At 68.2% G+C, this 14,431-nt stretch carries 13 protein-coding genes and 1 tRNA gene; 9 read left to right on the forward strand and 5 right to left on the reverse strand.

All coding sequences use genetic code 11. The features are described 5' to 3' along the window. Position 1: 1 nt before the first annotated feature. The 7 genes from hutC (at position 2) to hutG (ending at position 8,401) form a co-directional block, all read left to right on the forward strand. The gene (gene hutC, locus AC1DQ3_RS06410; RefSeq protein WP_477119342.1) at positions 2 to 766 is read left to right on the forward strand and encodes a histidine utilization repressor; all 765 of its coding nucleotides are present in this window, start codon (positions 2 to 4) and stop codon (positions 764 to 766) included. 76 nt (positions 767 to 842) lie between these two features. Then, positions 843 to 2,423, forward strand: coding sequence for a histidine ammonia-lyase (hutH, locus tag AC1DQ3_RS06415; RefSeq protein WP_477119343.1), 1,581 nt, complete (start codon positions 843 to 845; stop codon positions 2,421 to 2,423). Positions 2,424 to 2,504: 81 nt separating this feature from the next. Beyond that, entirely contained in the window at positions 2,505 to 4,226 is a 1,722-nt protein-coding gene (gene hutU / locus AC1DQ3_RS06420) for a urocanate hydratase (RefSeq protein ID WP_477119344.1), read from the forward strand. Beyond that, positions 4,223 to 4,828 carry a HutD/Ves family protein gene (locus tag AC1DQ3_RS06425; protein ID WP_477119345.1) on the forward strand — a complete coding sequence of 202 codons (606 nt, stop codon included), beginning with the start codon at positions 4,223 to 4,225 and terminating at the stop codon, positions 4,826 to 4,828. The genes hutU and AC1DQ3_RS06425 overlap by 4 nt, the downstream gene beginning before the upstream one ends. After that, on the forward strand, positions 4,825 to 6,096 hold the full coding sequence (gene hutI / locus AC1DQ3_RS06430) for an imidazolonepropionase (RefSeq protein ID WP_477119346.1): 1,272 nt from the start codon (positions 4,825 to 4,827) through the stop codon (positions 6,094 to 6,096). The genes AC1DQ3_RS06425 and hutI overlap by 4 nt, the downstream gene beginning before the upstream one ends. Then, positions 6,093 to 7,493, forward strand: coding sequence for a formimidoylglutamate deiminase (locus AC1DQ3_RS06435; protein ID WP_477119347.1), 1,401 nt, complete (start codon positions 6,093 to 6,095; stop codon positions 7,491 to 7,493). The genes hutI and AC1DQ3_RS06435 overlap by 4 nt, the downstream gene beginning before the upstream one ends. A gap of 92 nt (positions 7,494 to 7,585) precedes the next feature. Continuing rightward, the gene (gene hutG, locus AC1DQ3_RS06440) at positions 7,586 to 8,401 is read left to right on the forward strand and encodes an N-formylglutamate deformylase (RefSeq protein ID WP_477119348.1); all 816 of its coding nucleotides are present in this window, start codon (positions 7,586 to 7,588) and stop codon (positions 8,399 to 8,401) included. Between the two features lie 201 nt (positions 8,402 to 8,602). Here the strand turns inward: hutG and AC1DQ3_RS06445 are convergent, their stop codons facing one another. Then, the gene (locus AC1DQ3_RS06445) at positions 8,603 to 9,118 is read right to left on the reverse strand and encodes a hypothetical protein (protein WP_477119349.1); all 516 of its coding nucleotides are present in this window, start codon (positions 9,116 to 9,118) and stop codon (positions 8,603 to 8,605) included. A gap of 279 nt (positions 9,119 to 9,397) precedes the next feature. Between AC1DQ3_RS06445 and AC1DQ3_RS06450 the strand changes: the two genes are divergently transcribed. After that, positions 9,398 to 9,739, forward strand: a complete 342-nt coding sequence (locus AC1DQ3_RS06450; protein ID WP_477119350.1) for a cupin domain-containing protein — start codon at positions 9,398 to 9,400, stop codon at positions 9,737 to 9,739. Positions 9,740 to 9,790: 51 nt separating this feature from the next. On the opposite strand, the gene AC1DQ3_RS06455 is transcribed toward AC1DQ3_RS06450, so the two are convergent. Next, positions 9,791 to 9,875: transfer RNA gene (locus AC1DQ3_RS06455), tRNA-Leu, on the reverse strand. Between the two features lie 267 nt (positions 9,876 to 10,142). Here AC1DQ3_RS06455 and AC1DQ3_RS06460 point away from each other — a divergent pair. Further along, the gene (locus AC1DQ3_RS06460) at positions 10,143 to 11,075 is read left to right on the forward strand and encodes an alpha/beta hydrolase (protein WP_477119351.1); all 933 of its coding nucleotides are present in this window, start codon (positions 10,143 to 10,145) and stop codon (positions 11,073 to 11,075) included. 13 nt (positions 11,076 to 11,088) lie between these two features. On the opposite strand, the gene AC1DQ3_RS06465 is transcribed toward AC1DQ3_RS06460, so the two are convergent. The 3 genes from AC1DQ3_RS06465 to AC1DQ3_RS06475 all read right to left on the reverse strand — a co-directional run bounded on the left by AC1DQ3_RS06465 (position 11,089) and on the right by AC1DQ3_RS06475 (position 14,412). Further along, positions 11,089 to 11,988, reverse strand: a complete 900-nt coding sequence (locus AC1DQ3_RS06465; protein ID WP_477119352.1) for an NAD(P)-dependent oxidoreductase — start codon at positions 11,986 to 11,988, stop codon at positions 11,089 to 11,091. A 12-nt stretch (positions 11,989 to 12,000) separates the two neighbouring features. Next, positions 12,001 to 13,167, reverse strand: coding sequence for an ABC transporter substrate-binding protein (locus tag AC1DQ3_RS06470; RefSeq protein WP_477119353.1), 1,167 nt, complete (start codon positions 13,165 to 13,167; stop codon positions 12,001 to 12,003). Positions 13,168 to 13,419: 252 nt separating this feature from the next. Beyond that, positions 13,420 to 14,412 carry a lysylphosphatidylglycerol synthase domain-containing protein gene (locus tag AC1DQ3_RS06475; RefSeq protein WP_477119537.1) on the reverse strand — a complete coding sequence of 331 codons (993 nt, stop codon included), beginning with the start codon at positions 14,410 to 14,412 and terminating at the stop codon, positions 13,420 to 13,422. Positions 14,413 to 14,431 lie beyond the last annotated feature (19 nt).

The raw sequence follows: 14,431 nt of genomic DNA on the forward strand, positions 1-14,431 counted from the left end.
CATGAAAGCTGCCACCGCCAACCGCCGGGGTGTTCCCGATGCCGCTCCCGCCGCGCTTTACCGGCAGGTGAAGGAGTACATCGCGCGCAATATCCAGAGCCGCGCGTGGCAGCCGGGCGACCGCGTGCCGTCCGAGCAAGAGCTGGTCACCCGTTTTGGCGTGTCGCGCATGACGGTGAACCGCGCGCTGCGCGAATTGGCCGAGCAGGGCAGGGTGGTGCGCGTGGCCGGTGTGGGCACGTTTGTTGCCGAGCACAAGCCGCAATCGACGCTGCTCAGCGTGGTCAACCTGCAGGACGAGATCCGCATGCGTGGCCACGACTATGCTTGCGACGTGATGGTGGTGGAGCGCGTGGCGGCATCGATCGAAGTGGCCGCCGCGCTCGACCTGCGCACCGGCGAATCGGTGTTCCACTCGGTGTGCGTGCACCGCGAGGACGGCGTGCCGGTGCAACTCGAAGACCGCTATGTGAATCCGCGCGTGGCGCCAGACTTTATCAACCAGGATTTCGTCGCAGTGAAGCCCGGCGAATACCTGCTGCGCAACGTGCCCTACGACCAGATCGAGCACGTGGTCGATGCCATCTCCGCCACGCCGGAGCAGGCCGTGCAACTGGAAATGCCCGGCAGCCAGCCGTGCCTGCTGCTGACCCGCCGCACCTGGACCGGCGGCACCCCCGTTACTTTTGTACGTTGCCTGCACCCAGGCAACCGATACCGCCTCGGCAGCCGCTTCCGCGCCGATGGCAACCCGGCCTTCGGCTGAACCCAGCCGTGCGCCGTCAATTTTTCAGATCCACCAGCCAACTCACGAAACCGGCTGTATAGACAGGGACATACAAATGAGCGCCACCCAAGCCACCCAAGCCACCCGCCCGCTGCTGACCTTGCAGCCCGGCTCCGTCACCCTGGCCGAACTGCGCCGCATCCATCGCGGCGAAGTGCGCCTGGCGATGGCTGAATCCGCCTGGGCCGGCGTGCGCGCGTCCCAGGCCACCGTGCAGGACATCATCGACGCCGATGCCGTGGTCTACGGCATCAACACCGGCTTCGGCAAGCTGGCCCAGACGCGCATTCCGCACGACAAGCTGGCCGAGTTGCAGCGCAACCTGGTGCTGTCGCACAGCGTGGGCACCGGCGCCGACCTGGCCGCCGACACCGTGCGGCTGATCCTGGCGATCAAGGCCGTGAGCCTGGCGCGCGGCCACTCGGGCATCCGCCCGGAGATCATCGAGGCGCTGCTGGCGCTGGCCAACCATGGCGTCACGCCGTGCATTCCGGCCAAGGGCTCGGTGGGCGCATCGGGCGACCTGGCGCCGCTGGCGCATATGTCGTGCACGCTGATCGGCGTGGGCGAGGTGATGATCGACGGCGTGCGCCGTCCGGCCGCCGAGGGCCTGGCTCACGCGGGTCTCGAGCCGTTCACGCTGGGCCCCAAGGAAGGGTTGGCGCTGCTCAACGGCACGCAGGTTTCCACTGCATTGGCGCTGGCCGGCCTGTTCGCGACCGAGGACGTGTTCGCCGCCGGGCTGGTGGCGGGCGCGCTGTCGCTGGAGGCCATCAAGGGTTCGGTCAAGCCGTTCGACGCCCGCATCCACGCCGCGCGCGGCCAGGCCGGGCAGATCGCCGTAGCCGGCGCGGTGCGCGCGCTGCTGGACGGCAGCGCCATCGTCGACTCGCACAAGACCTGCGGCCATGTGCAGGACCCGTACTCCATCCGCTGCCAGCCGCAGGTGATGGGCGCTTGCCTGGACAACCTGCAACACGCCGCGCGCGTGCTGCAGATCGAAGCCAATGCGGCCTCGGACAATCCGCTGGTGTTCCCCGAGCAAGGCGATGTGATCTCGGGCGGCAACTTCCACGCCGAGCCGGTGGCCTTCGCCGCCGACATCATCGCGCTGGCCATTGCCGAGATCGGCGCCATTTCCGAGCGCCGCCTGGCGCTGATGCTCGATACCGGGCTGTCCGGCCTGCCGCCGTTCCTGGTGCGCGATGGCGGCCTGCACTCGGGCTTCATGATCGCGCAGGTCACCGCCGCCGCGCTGGCCTCCGAAAACAAATCGCTGGCGCACCCCGCCAGCGTGGACAGCTTGCCTACCTCGGCCAACCAGGAGGACCATGTGTCGATGGCCACCTTCGGTGCGCGCCGCCTGGGCGATATGGCGGAGAACACCGCGGTGGTGGTCGGCATCGAAGCCATGGCCGCCGCGCAGGGCATCGAGTTCCATCGTCCGTTGCAGTCCTCGCCGCTGATCGAAAGCGAGATCGCGCGCATCCGCGAGCGCGTGGCCTTCGTGGAAGGCGACCGCTACTTCGCGCCGGATATCGAGGCGATGAAGCAGTGGGTGCAACAGGGCGATGCCGGCGCGGGCTGGCCGGAGGCGGTGCGGCAGGTGCTGCCGTCGCAGGCGGGCGTGGTTTAAGCCAGTCGTCGTCATCGCAAACGGTGTTGCACGACAAACCACCGCAGCGCAGGCTGAACCCAACACGCAGGAGAACCAGACATGAACGCCAACGAACACCAATTCACCAAAGCCGCAGCCCTGCGCGGGCCGCGCGAAATCCGCGCCCCGCATGGCACCGAGCTGCACTGCAAGAACTGGCTGATCGAAGCCGCCTACCGCATGATCCAGAACAACCTCGATCCCGACGTGGCCGAGCGCCCGCAGGATCTGGTGGTGTACGGCGGCATCGGCAAGGCGGCGCGCAACTGGGAGTGCTTCGATGCCATCCTCGACAGCCTGCGCAACCTGGGGGAAGAAGAATCGCTGCTGGTGCAGTCGGGCAAGCCGGTGGGCGTGTTCCGCACCCACGCCGACGCGCCGCGCGTGCTGATTGCCAATTCCAACCTGGTGCCGCACTGGGCCACCTGGGACAAGTTCAACGAACTGGACCGCGCCGGCCTGATGATGTACGGCCAGATGACGGCCGGCTCGTGGATCTACATCGGTACGCAGGGCATCGTGCAGGGCACCTTTGAAACCTTCGTCGAGGCCGGCCGCCAGCACTACAACGGCGACCTGTCGGGCAAGTGGATCCTCACCGCAGGCCTCGGCGGCATGGGCGGCGCGCAGACGCTCGCCGGCGTGCTGGCGGGCGCTTGCGTGCTGGCGATCGAGTGCCAGGAATCGCGTATCGACTTCCGCCTGCGCACGCGCTACGTCGACAAGAAGGCCACCACCATCGATGAAGCGCTTGCCATGATCGAGGAAGCCACGCGGAACAAGCAGGCCATCTCGGTCGGCCTGCTCGGCAATGCCGCGCAGATCATGCCGGAACTGGTCAGGCGCGCGCAGGCCGGCGGCATGCGCCCGGACATCGTTACCGACCAGACCTCGGCGCACGACCTGGTCAACGGCTACCTGCCGGCGGGCTGGACCGTGGCGCAGTGGGAAGCCGCGCGCACGGCCGATCCGAAGTCGGTCGAGGCAGCCGCCAGGACCTCCATCGTCAAGCACGTGCAGGCGATGCTGGCCTTCCAGCAGATGGGCGTGCCCACGCTGGACTACGGCAACAATATCCGCCAGGTCGCCTTTGACGAAGGCGTGGCCAATGCCTTCGATTTCCCGGGGTTTGTGCCCGCGTATATCCGACCGCTGTTCTGCCGCGGCAAGGGGCCGTTCCGCTGGGTCGCGCTATCGGGCGACCCCGAGGACATCTACAAGACCGATGCCAAGATGAAGGAGCTGTTCCCCGAGGACGCGCACCTGCATCGCTGGCTCGACATGGCGCGCGACCGCATCGCCTTCCAGGGCCTGCCCGCGCGCATCTGCTGGGTGGGACTGGACGAGCGCCACCGCGCCGGCCTGGCCTTCAACGAGATGGTGAAGAACGGCGAGCTGAAGGCGCCGATCGTCATCGGCCGCGACCATCTTGATTGCGGCTCCGTCGCCAGCCCCAATCGCGAGACCGAAGCCATGCGCGACGGCTCCGATGCCGTATCCGACTGGCCGCTGCTCAACGCGCTGCTCAATACCGCGGGCGGCGCCACGTGGGTCAGCCTGCATCACGGCGGCGGCGTGGGCATGGGCTTCTCGCAGCATTCCGGTGTGGTGATTGTCTGCGACGGCACCGATGCCGCGGCCAAGCGCATCGAGCGCGTGCTGTGGAACGACCCCGCCACCGGCGTGATGCGCCATGCAGATGCCGGCTATGAAAGCGCCATCGAGTGCGCGCACGAGAAGGGCCTGAACCTGCCGATGGTACCGAAGGGGGCTGGCGCATGAACGGCGTGCAACGCTTCTCGCTCGGCGCGCTGGCGGCGCAGCCCTGGAAGAACGGCGGCGGCGTCACGCGCGAGATCGCGGCCTGGCCGCCGGGCGCCGGCATGGACGCGTTCCAGTGGCGCGTGAGCATAGCCGACATCGCCGCCGATGGCCCGTTCTCCGCCTTCCCCGGCATCGATCGCCAGATCGTGCTGCTGGAAGGCGCGGGCGTGCGCTTGCTGGCGGACGATGGCAGCTTCGATCATCGCCTCGATACCGTTGGCGAACCGTTCGCCTTTGCCGGCGAGCGCGGCGTTCAGGCGACGCTGCTGGACGGCGCCACGCGCGACTTCAACGTGATGACGCGCCGTGGCGCCTGCCGCGCGCGCATCGTTGCGGCGCGCAGCGAATTCATGATTCCCCCCAGTGCGCATGTCGTGCTGCTGTTTGTCATCGAGGGTGCATGGCGCCACGGCACCGCCGGCCAAGGCGGGCAGGCCGTGCTGGCCAGCGACGACGGCTTGTTGTTCGCCGAAGGCGTAGCAGCGCCGTATCGCGTGCAGGCGATGTCCGAGCCCGCGCTTTGCCTGTGCGTCACCCTGGAACTGGAGAACGCGCAATGAACCAGAATCCGGCGCAGGCCGCCGTTACCCCTTCGTCCGCCGACGGCGTCTGGCACCACTGCCACCTGCTGCCCGACGCGGATCCCGCCAAGGCAATCCGCGACGCGGCGCTGGTGGTGCAGCAAGGCCGCATCGCCTGGCTTGGCCCGCTGGCCGAACTGCCGCGGGACTACGCCGCGCTGCCGCGCCACGACGCCGGCAACGCGTGGATCACGCCGGGCCTGGTCGATTGCCACACCCACCTGGTTTATGGCGGCCAGCGCGCGGATGAGTTCGCCATGCGCCTGGCCGGCGCCGGCTACGAGGAAATCGCGCGCGCCGGCGGCGGCATCGTGTCGACCGTGCGCGCTACCCGCGCCGCCGACGAAGACACGCTGTTCGCGCTGGCCGCCGCACGCCTCGCGCCGCTGCTGGCCGAGGGCGTGACCACGCTGGAGATCAAGTCCGGCTACGGTCTGGACATCGCCAGCGAACGCAAGCAACTACGTGTGGCGCGCCGCCTGGGCGAAGCCTTCGGCGTGACGGTGCACACCACTTTCCTCGGCGCGCACGCGCTGCCGCCGGAATTCGCGGGCCGCGCCGACGACTACATCACGCTGGTGTGCGACACCATGATGCCCGCGCTGGCCGAAGAAGGCCTGGTCGATGCCGTGGATGCCTTCTGCGAATCCGTCGGCTTCAGCCTGGCGCAGACCGAGCGCGTGTTCCAGGCCGCCCAACGCCATGGCCTGCGCGTCAAGCTGCACGCCGAGCAGCTCAGCAACCTGGGCGGCAGTGCCTTGGCAGCGCGCTACCACGCGCTTTCGGCCGATCACCTGGAGCATCTCGACGAAGCCGGCGTCATGGCGATGGCCGAATCCGGCACGGTGGCGGTCCTGTTGCCGGGCGCCTTTTATTTCCTGCGCGACACCAACCTGCCGCCGATCGAACTGCTGCGCAGGCATGGCGTGCCGATGGCGATCTCCACCGACCACAATCCCGGCACCTCGCCCGCCACGTCGCTGCTGCTGATGATGAATATGGCGTGCACCCTGTTCAGGCTGACCGTGCCCGAAGTCCTGGCGGGCGTGACCACGCACGCTGCGCGCGCGCTGGGCGCGGCGGACCGCCATGGCTTGCTGGCTGCCGGACGTGCCGCCGATTTCGTCCTGTGGCAGGTCGACTCGCCGGCGGAACTGGCCTACTGGTTCGGCCGCAACCCGGCTGCCGCCGTGGTGCGGCAGGGCAAGCGCTATCCCGCCACGCAACTGCAAGGAGTGCGTCCATGAGCGCCGGAATCCTGTTCGCCACGCAAGCCTTGCTGCCCACGGGCTGGGCCAGCGACGTCCTGCTGGCCTGGGACGATGCCGGTGACTTCACCACGGTGCAGGCCGGCGCGGTGCCGGCAGCGGATGTGCCTCGCGCCGCCGGGCCGCTGCTGCCGGGCATGCCCAACCTGCACTCCCACGCCTTCCAGCGCGGCTTCGCTGGGCTGACCGAATACCGCAGCGAAACGCTGGCCGACGGCCAGGAGAGCGACTCCTTCTGGAGCTGGCGCAAGCTGATGTACCGCTTCGCGCTGCGGCTCTCGCCCGATACGCTTGAAGCCATCGCCACCCAGCTCTATATCGAGATGCTGCGCGCCGGCTATACCAGCGTGTGCGAGTTCCATTACGTGCATCACGACCCGGACGGCAAGCCCTACGCCGATCCCGCCGAGATGTCGCTGCGCCTGCTGCGCGCCGCGCAGCAGACCGGAATCGGCATCACGCTGCTGCCGGTGCTGTACCAGACCGCCGGCTTCGGCGGCCAGCCCGCGCTGGCCGAGCAGCGCCGCTTCCTGCATGGCACCGATGCCATGCTCGCCTTGCTCGGCCGCCTGGCCCCGCAATGCCACGGCCAGGCACGCCTGGGGCTGGCGCCGCACTCCTTGCGCGCGGTGCCGCCGCAGAGCCTCACCGATGCGGTGGCGGGCCTGCACGCGTTGGACCCGCGGGCGCCGGTGCATATCCATATCGCCGAGCAGCAGCGCGAAGTGGACGAGTGCATCACGCTCACGGGCACGCGCCCGGTGGCGTGGCTGCTCGACCATGCCGGGGTGGACGCGCGCTGGTGCCTGGTGCACGCCACCCACCTGGACTGGGACGAGCGGCGGCGCCTGGCGCATAGCGGCGCGGTGGCCGGCATTTGCCCCACCACCGAGGCCAACCTGGGCGACGGCGTGTTCGATGCCGCGCCCTATCTGGGGCAGGGCGGCGTCTGGGGCATCGGCTCGGACAGCCATGCCAGCGTCAGCGTGGCGGAGGAGCTGCGGCTGTTCGAGTACGGCCAGCGCCTCGCGCTGCAAAAGCGCAATGTGCTGGCGTCCGACGCGCACAAGCAGGTGGCCGATCGCCTTTACCTCGATGCCGCTTTTGGCGGCGCGCGCGCCTCGGGCCGGTCCATCGGCGCGCTGGCGGTCGGGCAGCAGGCGGATTTCCTGGTACTCGACGGCGCGCACCCGGCGCTCGCGGGCTTGTCCGGCGGCCAGGCGCTGGCGGTCCATGTATTCGCCAATCACGGGCATGAGACACTAGCGGAAGTCCGCACGGCGGGCCGCACGCGCGTGCAGCATGGTGCGCACGCCTTGCAGGCCGACGCGGGCAAGCGCTTCGCCGCCGCGCGCGCAAGCCTGCTGACTGACTGAAATCCTGCGCTGCTTGCGGCCGGATGCCTGATGCCTGATACAACAGGCGTCTGGCGCGCAAGCTTCAGCACCTTACGTTGCAAACCGAAAACATGTCCTTCTCGACCGATATCCCCGCTTTCACCCTGCATCGCGGCACGCGCCCGATGCTGGTGTCGATGCCGCATGTGGGCACCCACCTGCCGGCCTCCGTGTCCGAGCGGCTGACCGCCGAGGCGCGCACCGTGCCCGACACCGACTGGCACCTGGAACGCCTCTACGATTTCGCGCGCGAACTCGGCGCCTCCATCCTGGTAGCCACGCATTCGCGCTATGTGGTGGACCTGAACCGTCCGCCGGACAACGCCAACCTGTATCCCGGCCAGGACACCACCGGCCTGTGCCCGGTCGATACCTTCGACAAGACGCCGATCTACGCCGATGGCAGCAGCCTGCCCGGCGACGACGAGATCGCCGCGCGCCGCGAAGCGATCTGGCGTCCGTACCACACCGCACTTGCCGATGAACTGGCCCGCCTGCGCGCCGCGCACGGCACCGTGGCGCTGTGGGACGCGCATTCGATCCGCTCGGTGCTGCCGCGTTTCTTCGAAGGCAAGCTGACCGATTTCAACCTCGGCACCGCCAACGGCGCGAGCTGCGACGCCGTGCTGGCCAAGCAGCTGCTGGATATCGCCGGCGCCTTGCCGGGCTATACCAGCGTGCTCAACGGGCGCTTCAAGGGCGGCTATATCACGCGCCAGTACGGCGCGCCGGCACAGGGCGTGCAGGCCGTGCAGCTCGAGCTGACGCAGTCGGCCTACATGAGCGAGAGCTTTCCCTTTGCCTACGATGAAGCCCGGGCCACGCGCATCCAGCCCACGCTGAAGACGATGCTGGAAACGGTGCTGGGCTACGTGGAAGCACGTTAAGAGTTAAGCCGGCAGCGGGAAGCGCTTGGGGCGGAAAAGCCCGATGAACCAACCCGGGTGGTCCGTGCGCGGATCAGGGAACTGGTGGCGGAGCCGTAAGCCGATGCCGCGGATTGCGGCAAGCGCGATCCGGACCCGGGCTGCCTTGCCGCGAGGGCTTGCGCGCCGCCTCGCTTCCGGATTGGCGCCGGTCGCGCCCGCTCACCTGCCCCTGCCATGGCTGCCGCCGCCCAGCGGATCGACGATGATCATCGTCTGTTGCAGCACGCCGTTGTCGTCGAAGTAGCAGCTGAAGTGGGCCGGCAGGTTGCCGTCCTTGTAGAGGCGATAGGACCAGGCCTCCCGCTTCATCAGCGGGTAGTACTGAATCGGGTCCCGGGTCTTGCCGAAACGCTCTTCGATGTCGTGTTTGGTCCAGACGCCGACCTGTGCCGTGTAAATCTCTTTTTCCGTCAGCATCTGGCGGAAGCTCCTGAGCGTTCCAGCGGCATCGAAATCTGCGGCGTAGACAAAGAAGCCGAGGGGCTGCTTGGAATAGATCCAGCGCGTGGTGCCGTCAGTCAGGCGGTAGACCTCGTCCGGCTTGCCAAAGGTATCGCGCACGGCGCTTTCCGGGCCACCGATCATCTTCTGGGCAGTCGCCTCCGGCTCCAGGGTCGCACACGCGCAGACCGCGAAGAGGGCGGCGCACACCAAACCGGCTAACCGATATTGCATGACGATTCTCCCGCATCAACGCACCGGTGGCCCCAGCCATTTGGGTTGATCGCGGGGAGCGTTGGGAGCACAGTGCTCAAAACCAGAATAGGCGAGGGACTTGCCCACCGGGATGGCGGCGGCCGTTTTCCCGCGAATTTCGACATGCCGCGCCAGCGTTCACGCGCATCGTGATTGGGACAATGCCGGCGCGCGTACTACCATCAGTGCTGAGCGCCACGCGAACGGATGGATCGAAGCGCCGTCACGCCGCGCACCGCACACAACGAGGAGCCACCGATGTCCCTACCACATCTATCCTCCGGCCAGGTCGCCAGCGTACTGCCGCTCGGCCCACGCCTCGAGCAGACGCCCACCGCGGCACTCTTCAAGGAAAGCCGCCTCGAAGTCATGCGCCTGGTGCTGGCCACCGGCAAGCGCTTTCCGGCGCATGCGGTAGCCGGGCCGATCACCTTGCAATGCCTGGAAGGCGAGGTAGAAGTCGGCATGGACGGTAGTCGCCGGCTGCTGCGCCAGGGCGATCTCGTCTACCTGGCTTCCGGCGTGACGCATGACGTGACGGCGATCAGTAATGCCTCTTTGCTGGTGACCATCGTACTGGTGGATCGCGCCGGGGCGTGAGGCTACCCGCTTCGTTTGTTGGTTGGACAGTCAAAGGTTTCTGCTGGGATTTGGTGCCCGGGGTCGGACTCGAACCGACACGCCTTGCGGCGGGGGATTTTGAGTCCCCTGCGTCTACCTGTTTCACCACCCGGGCGGAATGGATGCTGGCCGATTTGCCGGGAACCGGCGTGCCAGCATGGTGCTGAGCCGGCAATTATGCCGCAAATCCCGCTGGCTCACAACTAGCCCCGACCTGTGGCCCACTACCGTTCTCGCCGGTCTTGCGTGGCGCGGTGATAGGTATTGGCCAGGATAGGGGCGATATCCGGGATCTTGTCGATATCTGGCTGCGTGCAAACTCGGATAGCATTATTGCCGCCGCGGCGATCGCACCCTCAGGCCGCCAATTCGCCGGAGCACCATGCCAGCCCTGCCGTCCCTCGCCAGCCTTGCACAACTGCCGTCGCAGGACCCTGCCTACTTCGACGTCCAGTACAACAACCGGGCCCGGGTGCCCGACAACGCCATCCATATGGCGCGCTGGGCGGCATTGTCGCGCCAGGTGCGCGAGCGGGACGGCTGGCAGGAAGACCTGAGCTATGCCGATGCCGAATCCGGCCCGCACGCCGGGGACGAGCGGCTCGATTACTTCCCCGCCGAACCCGGCGCCGTTGCCGGTCAGACGCCGCCGCTGCTGGTGTTCCTGCACGGCGGCTACTGGCGTGCGCTGGACAAGCGCGACCACAGCCTGGTGGCCAACGCGCTGCCGCAGTGCGGCGTCTCGGTGGCAGTGGTCAATTACTCGCTGTGCCCGGCGGTGACGGTGGCAACCATCCTGCTGCAGGCGGTGCGCAGCGTGGCGTGGCTGTACCGCGAGGCGGACCGGCTTGGCCATGACAGGTCGCGCATCTTCGTGGCCGGGCATTCCGTCGGCGGCAACATGGCGGCGATGATGCTCACCACGCTTTGGCCGCGCGTGGGCAGCGATCTGCCGGCGGACCTGGTCAAGGGCGTGGTATCGGTCAGCGGCCTGCACGATCTGGAGCCGCTGCGCCGCGCCCCCTTCCTGCAGGTCGACCTGAAACTCTCGGAAGGGGACGTGGCCCGGCTGTCGCCGGCCTTCCTGCCGCCCGCCACGGATGCGCCGCTGGTGACCGCGGTGGGCGGCCTGGAACCCGACGAATACCAGCGGCAGACGGATCTGCTGCGCGCCGGCTGGCGCGCCAACGCGGCGGCACCAGGCGCGGCGCATGTGCCGATGCCCGACCGGCACCACTTCAACGTGATGGACGATTTCGCCGACAGGGACAGCCCGTTGCTGCGTGCTGTCCTCAGGTTGATGGGCGGGGTTTAGCGCCGGGAGGCGTTCAACCCTCGAGCACCCGCAGCAGGGACGACGTATCGTCCTTCCCCCAGCCCTTGTCCATCAGGGTCCCAAGTTGGCGCTGGGTGGCCTGCATGGCCGGGAGCGCCAGCCCGAGCTGCCGCGCGATCTCTGCCGCCAGCCCGAAATCCTTGTCGTGCAGCCGCGCCTCGATGCCGGCGGCAAAATCATGCGCCACCATCTTCGGGCCCATCAGGTCCAGCATGCGGCTGCCCGCCATGCCGGTGGCCATGGCCTGCAGCACGCGCCCGCTGTCCACCTGCTGCGCCTGCGCAAACCGCATCGCTTCCGCAATCCCTTCGATATTGACCACCTGCGCGATCTGGTTGCACAGCTTGGCAACCTGGCCGGCACCGTGGTCGCCGATATGCGTGATGGTCTTGCCCAGCAGGGCGAGCAGGGGCCGCACGCGCTCCAGCATCTCGGCCTTGCCGCCCACCATGATGGTCAGGCTGGCCGCCTCGGCGCCCATGGTGCCGCCCGACACCGGGCAGTCCAGCGCCTCGATGCCGCGCGCGGCCAGCCCCGCGGCAATCTCGCGCGTGACGATGGGCGAGATGGTGCTATGGTCGATACAGATGGTGCCCGCCGCCGCGCCCCCGATCACGCCGTGCTCGCCCAGCAGCACTGCGCGCACGTCCTCCGACGAGGTGACATTGGTGAACACCACCGCCGCGCCGCGCGCCGCTTCGGCGGGCGTGGCGCAGGGCACCGCGCCAAGCGCGCGGGCCGCGTCGGCCGCCTCGGGCCGGCGCACGCAGGCGCGCACGCCGTGCCCGGCTGCCAGCAGGTGGCGCACCATCGGCGTGCCCATGGCGCCCAGTCCGATAAAGCCGATCGTCAAGGATTGGGAGGTCGTCGTCGTCGTCGTCGTATTGCTCATGTCAGGACATCCTTATTTGTCGGCCGCGTAGGCAAACCTGCCGTCGCGGATCACACCCATCACGCGTGAGCGCTGGTCGAAGCCCTGGTGGTCTTTCGTACTCAGGTTCATCACGCCGTTGGGAATGGTCAGGTTGGTGGTGGCCTCCAGCGCGTCGCGCATGGCATGGCGGAATTCCCGGGTGCCCGGCTGCGCGCCGCCCTTGGCGGCACGGCGGGCGGCATCGTCCAGCAGCATCCAGGCACCCCAGGCATCGCCTGCGAACTGCGTAATGCTGTCGGCGCCATACTTCGTTTCATAGCGCGTCACAAATTCCAGTGCCACCTTCTTCACCGGATGGCTGTCCGGCAACTGCCGCGCCACCACCACCGGCCCGGTGGGAAACAGCGTGCCCTCCACATCCTTGCCGCCCACCCGCAGGAAGTCCCAGGTGGCGATGCCATGCGTCTGGTACACCTTGCCTTTATACCCTCGCTCGGCCAGCGTCTTCTGCGGCAGTACCGAAGGCGTGCCCGCGCCGGCAACCAGGATCGCGTCCGGGTTGGCCGCCATCAGCTTGAGCACCTGCCCGGTCACCGACGTATCGTTGCGCGAGAAGCGCTCGTTGGCCACCACCTTGAGTTTGCGCAACGCCGCCAGCTTCGAGAACTCCCGCCACCAGCTCTCGCCGTAGGCATCGTTGAAGCCGATGAAGCCGACAGTCTTGATACCGTGGTTGCTCATGTACTCGGTCAGCACCGTCGCCATAAGCGAGTCGTTCTGCGGCATCTTGAACGCCCAGCGGCGCTTCGGGTCCGCCTGCGGCTCGATGATGGCGGCCGACGCCGCCAGCGCCACCATCGGCGTCTCGCCCTCCGCCACCGCGTCGAGCGCGGCGATGGCCGTGGGCGTGATATTGGGGCCCACCACCACGTCCACCTTCTCCTCGGAGATCAGCTTGCGCACATTGCGCACCGCGGCGGCGGGGTCGGAGCCATCGTCCAGGATCACGTACTGCGCGCGTTGCCCGCCCAGGGTGGGCGGCCACATCAGGATGGTGTTCTTGGAAGGGATGCCGATGGAGGCGGCGGGGCCGGTGGTGGAGACGTCGATGCCAACGCGGATGTCGGCGCGGGCGGGCAGGGCGCTGAGCAGCACGGCGGAGGCCAGCAGGGTGACGCGGATGAGCGGGTGGGGCATAAGTGGTCTCCTCGTTGATTCCATTCCACCGCCAAGGCCGGCATCGTCGGCATGATGCAGATGCCTGGTGGCCCGGCTGGCCAGCGCGGCCCGCGGGTCGCTCGCCGCGATCGAGACCTTGCGCAGTGGTCTGCCGGAACGCGGCCTGCACGCGCATGGCGAGCTGGAACAGGCGATGCCTGTGCCCGGGCAGGGAGTGCTGATGCGCACGAAGGTCGTATGTGCTCTTCCTGAGAAGCGGCCGCCGCGCCTTTACCTCAGCGCCGCCTTGCGCCGCCAGCGGCGCAGTTCCAACCACTGCCATGACAGCAGCGCGGGCACGCCGAACAGCACCTCGCGTGCGCGCTTGACCAGCGCCAGCGATAGCGACACCTGCGGGTCCACCCCGAGCAGATGGCCCAGCAGCATCACCACGGCCTCCTGCACCCCCAGTCCGGCCGGCACGAAGAACGCGACATGGCGCACCGCCTGGGTCAGCGATTCGATCGCGATGGCTTGCCAGAACGGCACCGGATGGCCAAGCAGCATCAGCGCGAACCAGATCTCCAGCGTGCCCAGGAGGAAGCCGGCGAACTGCCAGGCCAGCGCCGCCGCGAGTTCACCGTGGCGCGCATTGAGGGCGCGGATGGCGGCGTCGAGGCGGACGCCGTCGATCAGCGCCACCAGGCGGTGGTCGGCGCCAAACAGGCGCTTCGCGGCACCCTCCAGGCGCTCGAAGATCGCGCTGTGCCGCAGCGAGAGCGCGAACAGCACCGGCACGGGTAGCGACAGCGCCAGTCCGAGCAGGATCACCCAAGCCTGGCCGCCGCCGTGCATCGCGATCAGCAGCAGCATCACGCCCAGCGCCGAGAACAGGTATTGCGCGAACAGCGTCACCATGACTTCCACCACGATGCTGGCGGTGACGGCCGTGGTGTCGTGGATGCGAAGGCGGGTCAGGTGGATGCCGACCAGCTCGCCGCCCACGCTGACGGTGGGCAAAAGCCGGTTGACGGCTTCGCGCACGGTGGCTACCCACCACAGGAAGCCCAGGCCGGCGCGTTCCTCGGGATCGGCCGAGGTCAGCAGCACGCGCCAGCCCTGCGCGTCAAGCAGCAGCGGCAGCCCGTGGAAGGGCACCAGCAGCAGCAGCAGCCAGCCGCCCTCGGCGACGATGCGCGCCACGTCGCTCGCGCCCTCGTGACTGACCAGCAAGGTCAGGCTGAGCAGGCCAAGCAGGCCGAACAGGTAAATCAGGCGTTTCATCATTCGCTTCGCTTGCCGC

This window comes from Cupriavidus sp. 01T418 (assembly GCF_056398885.1).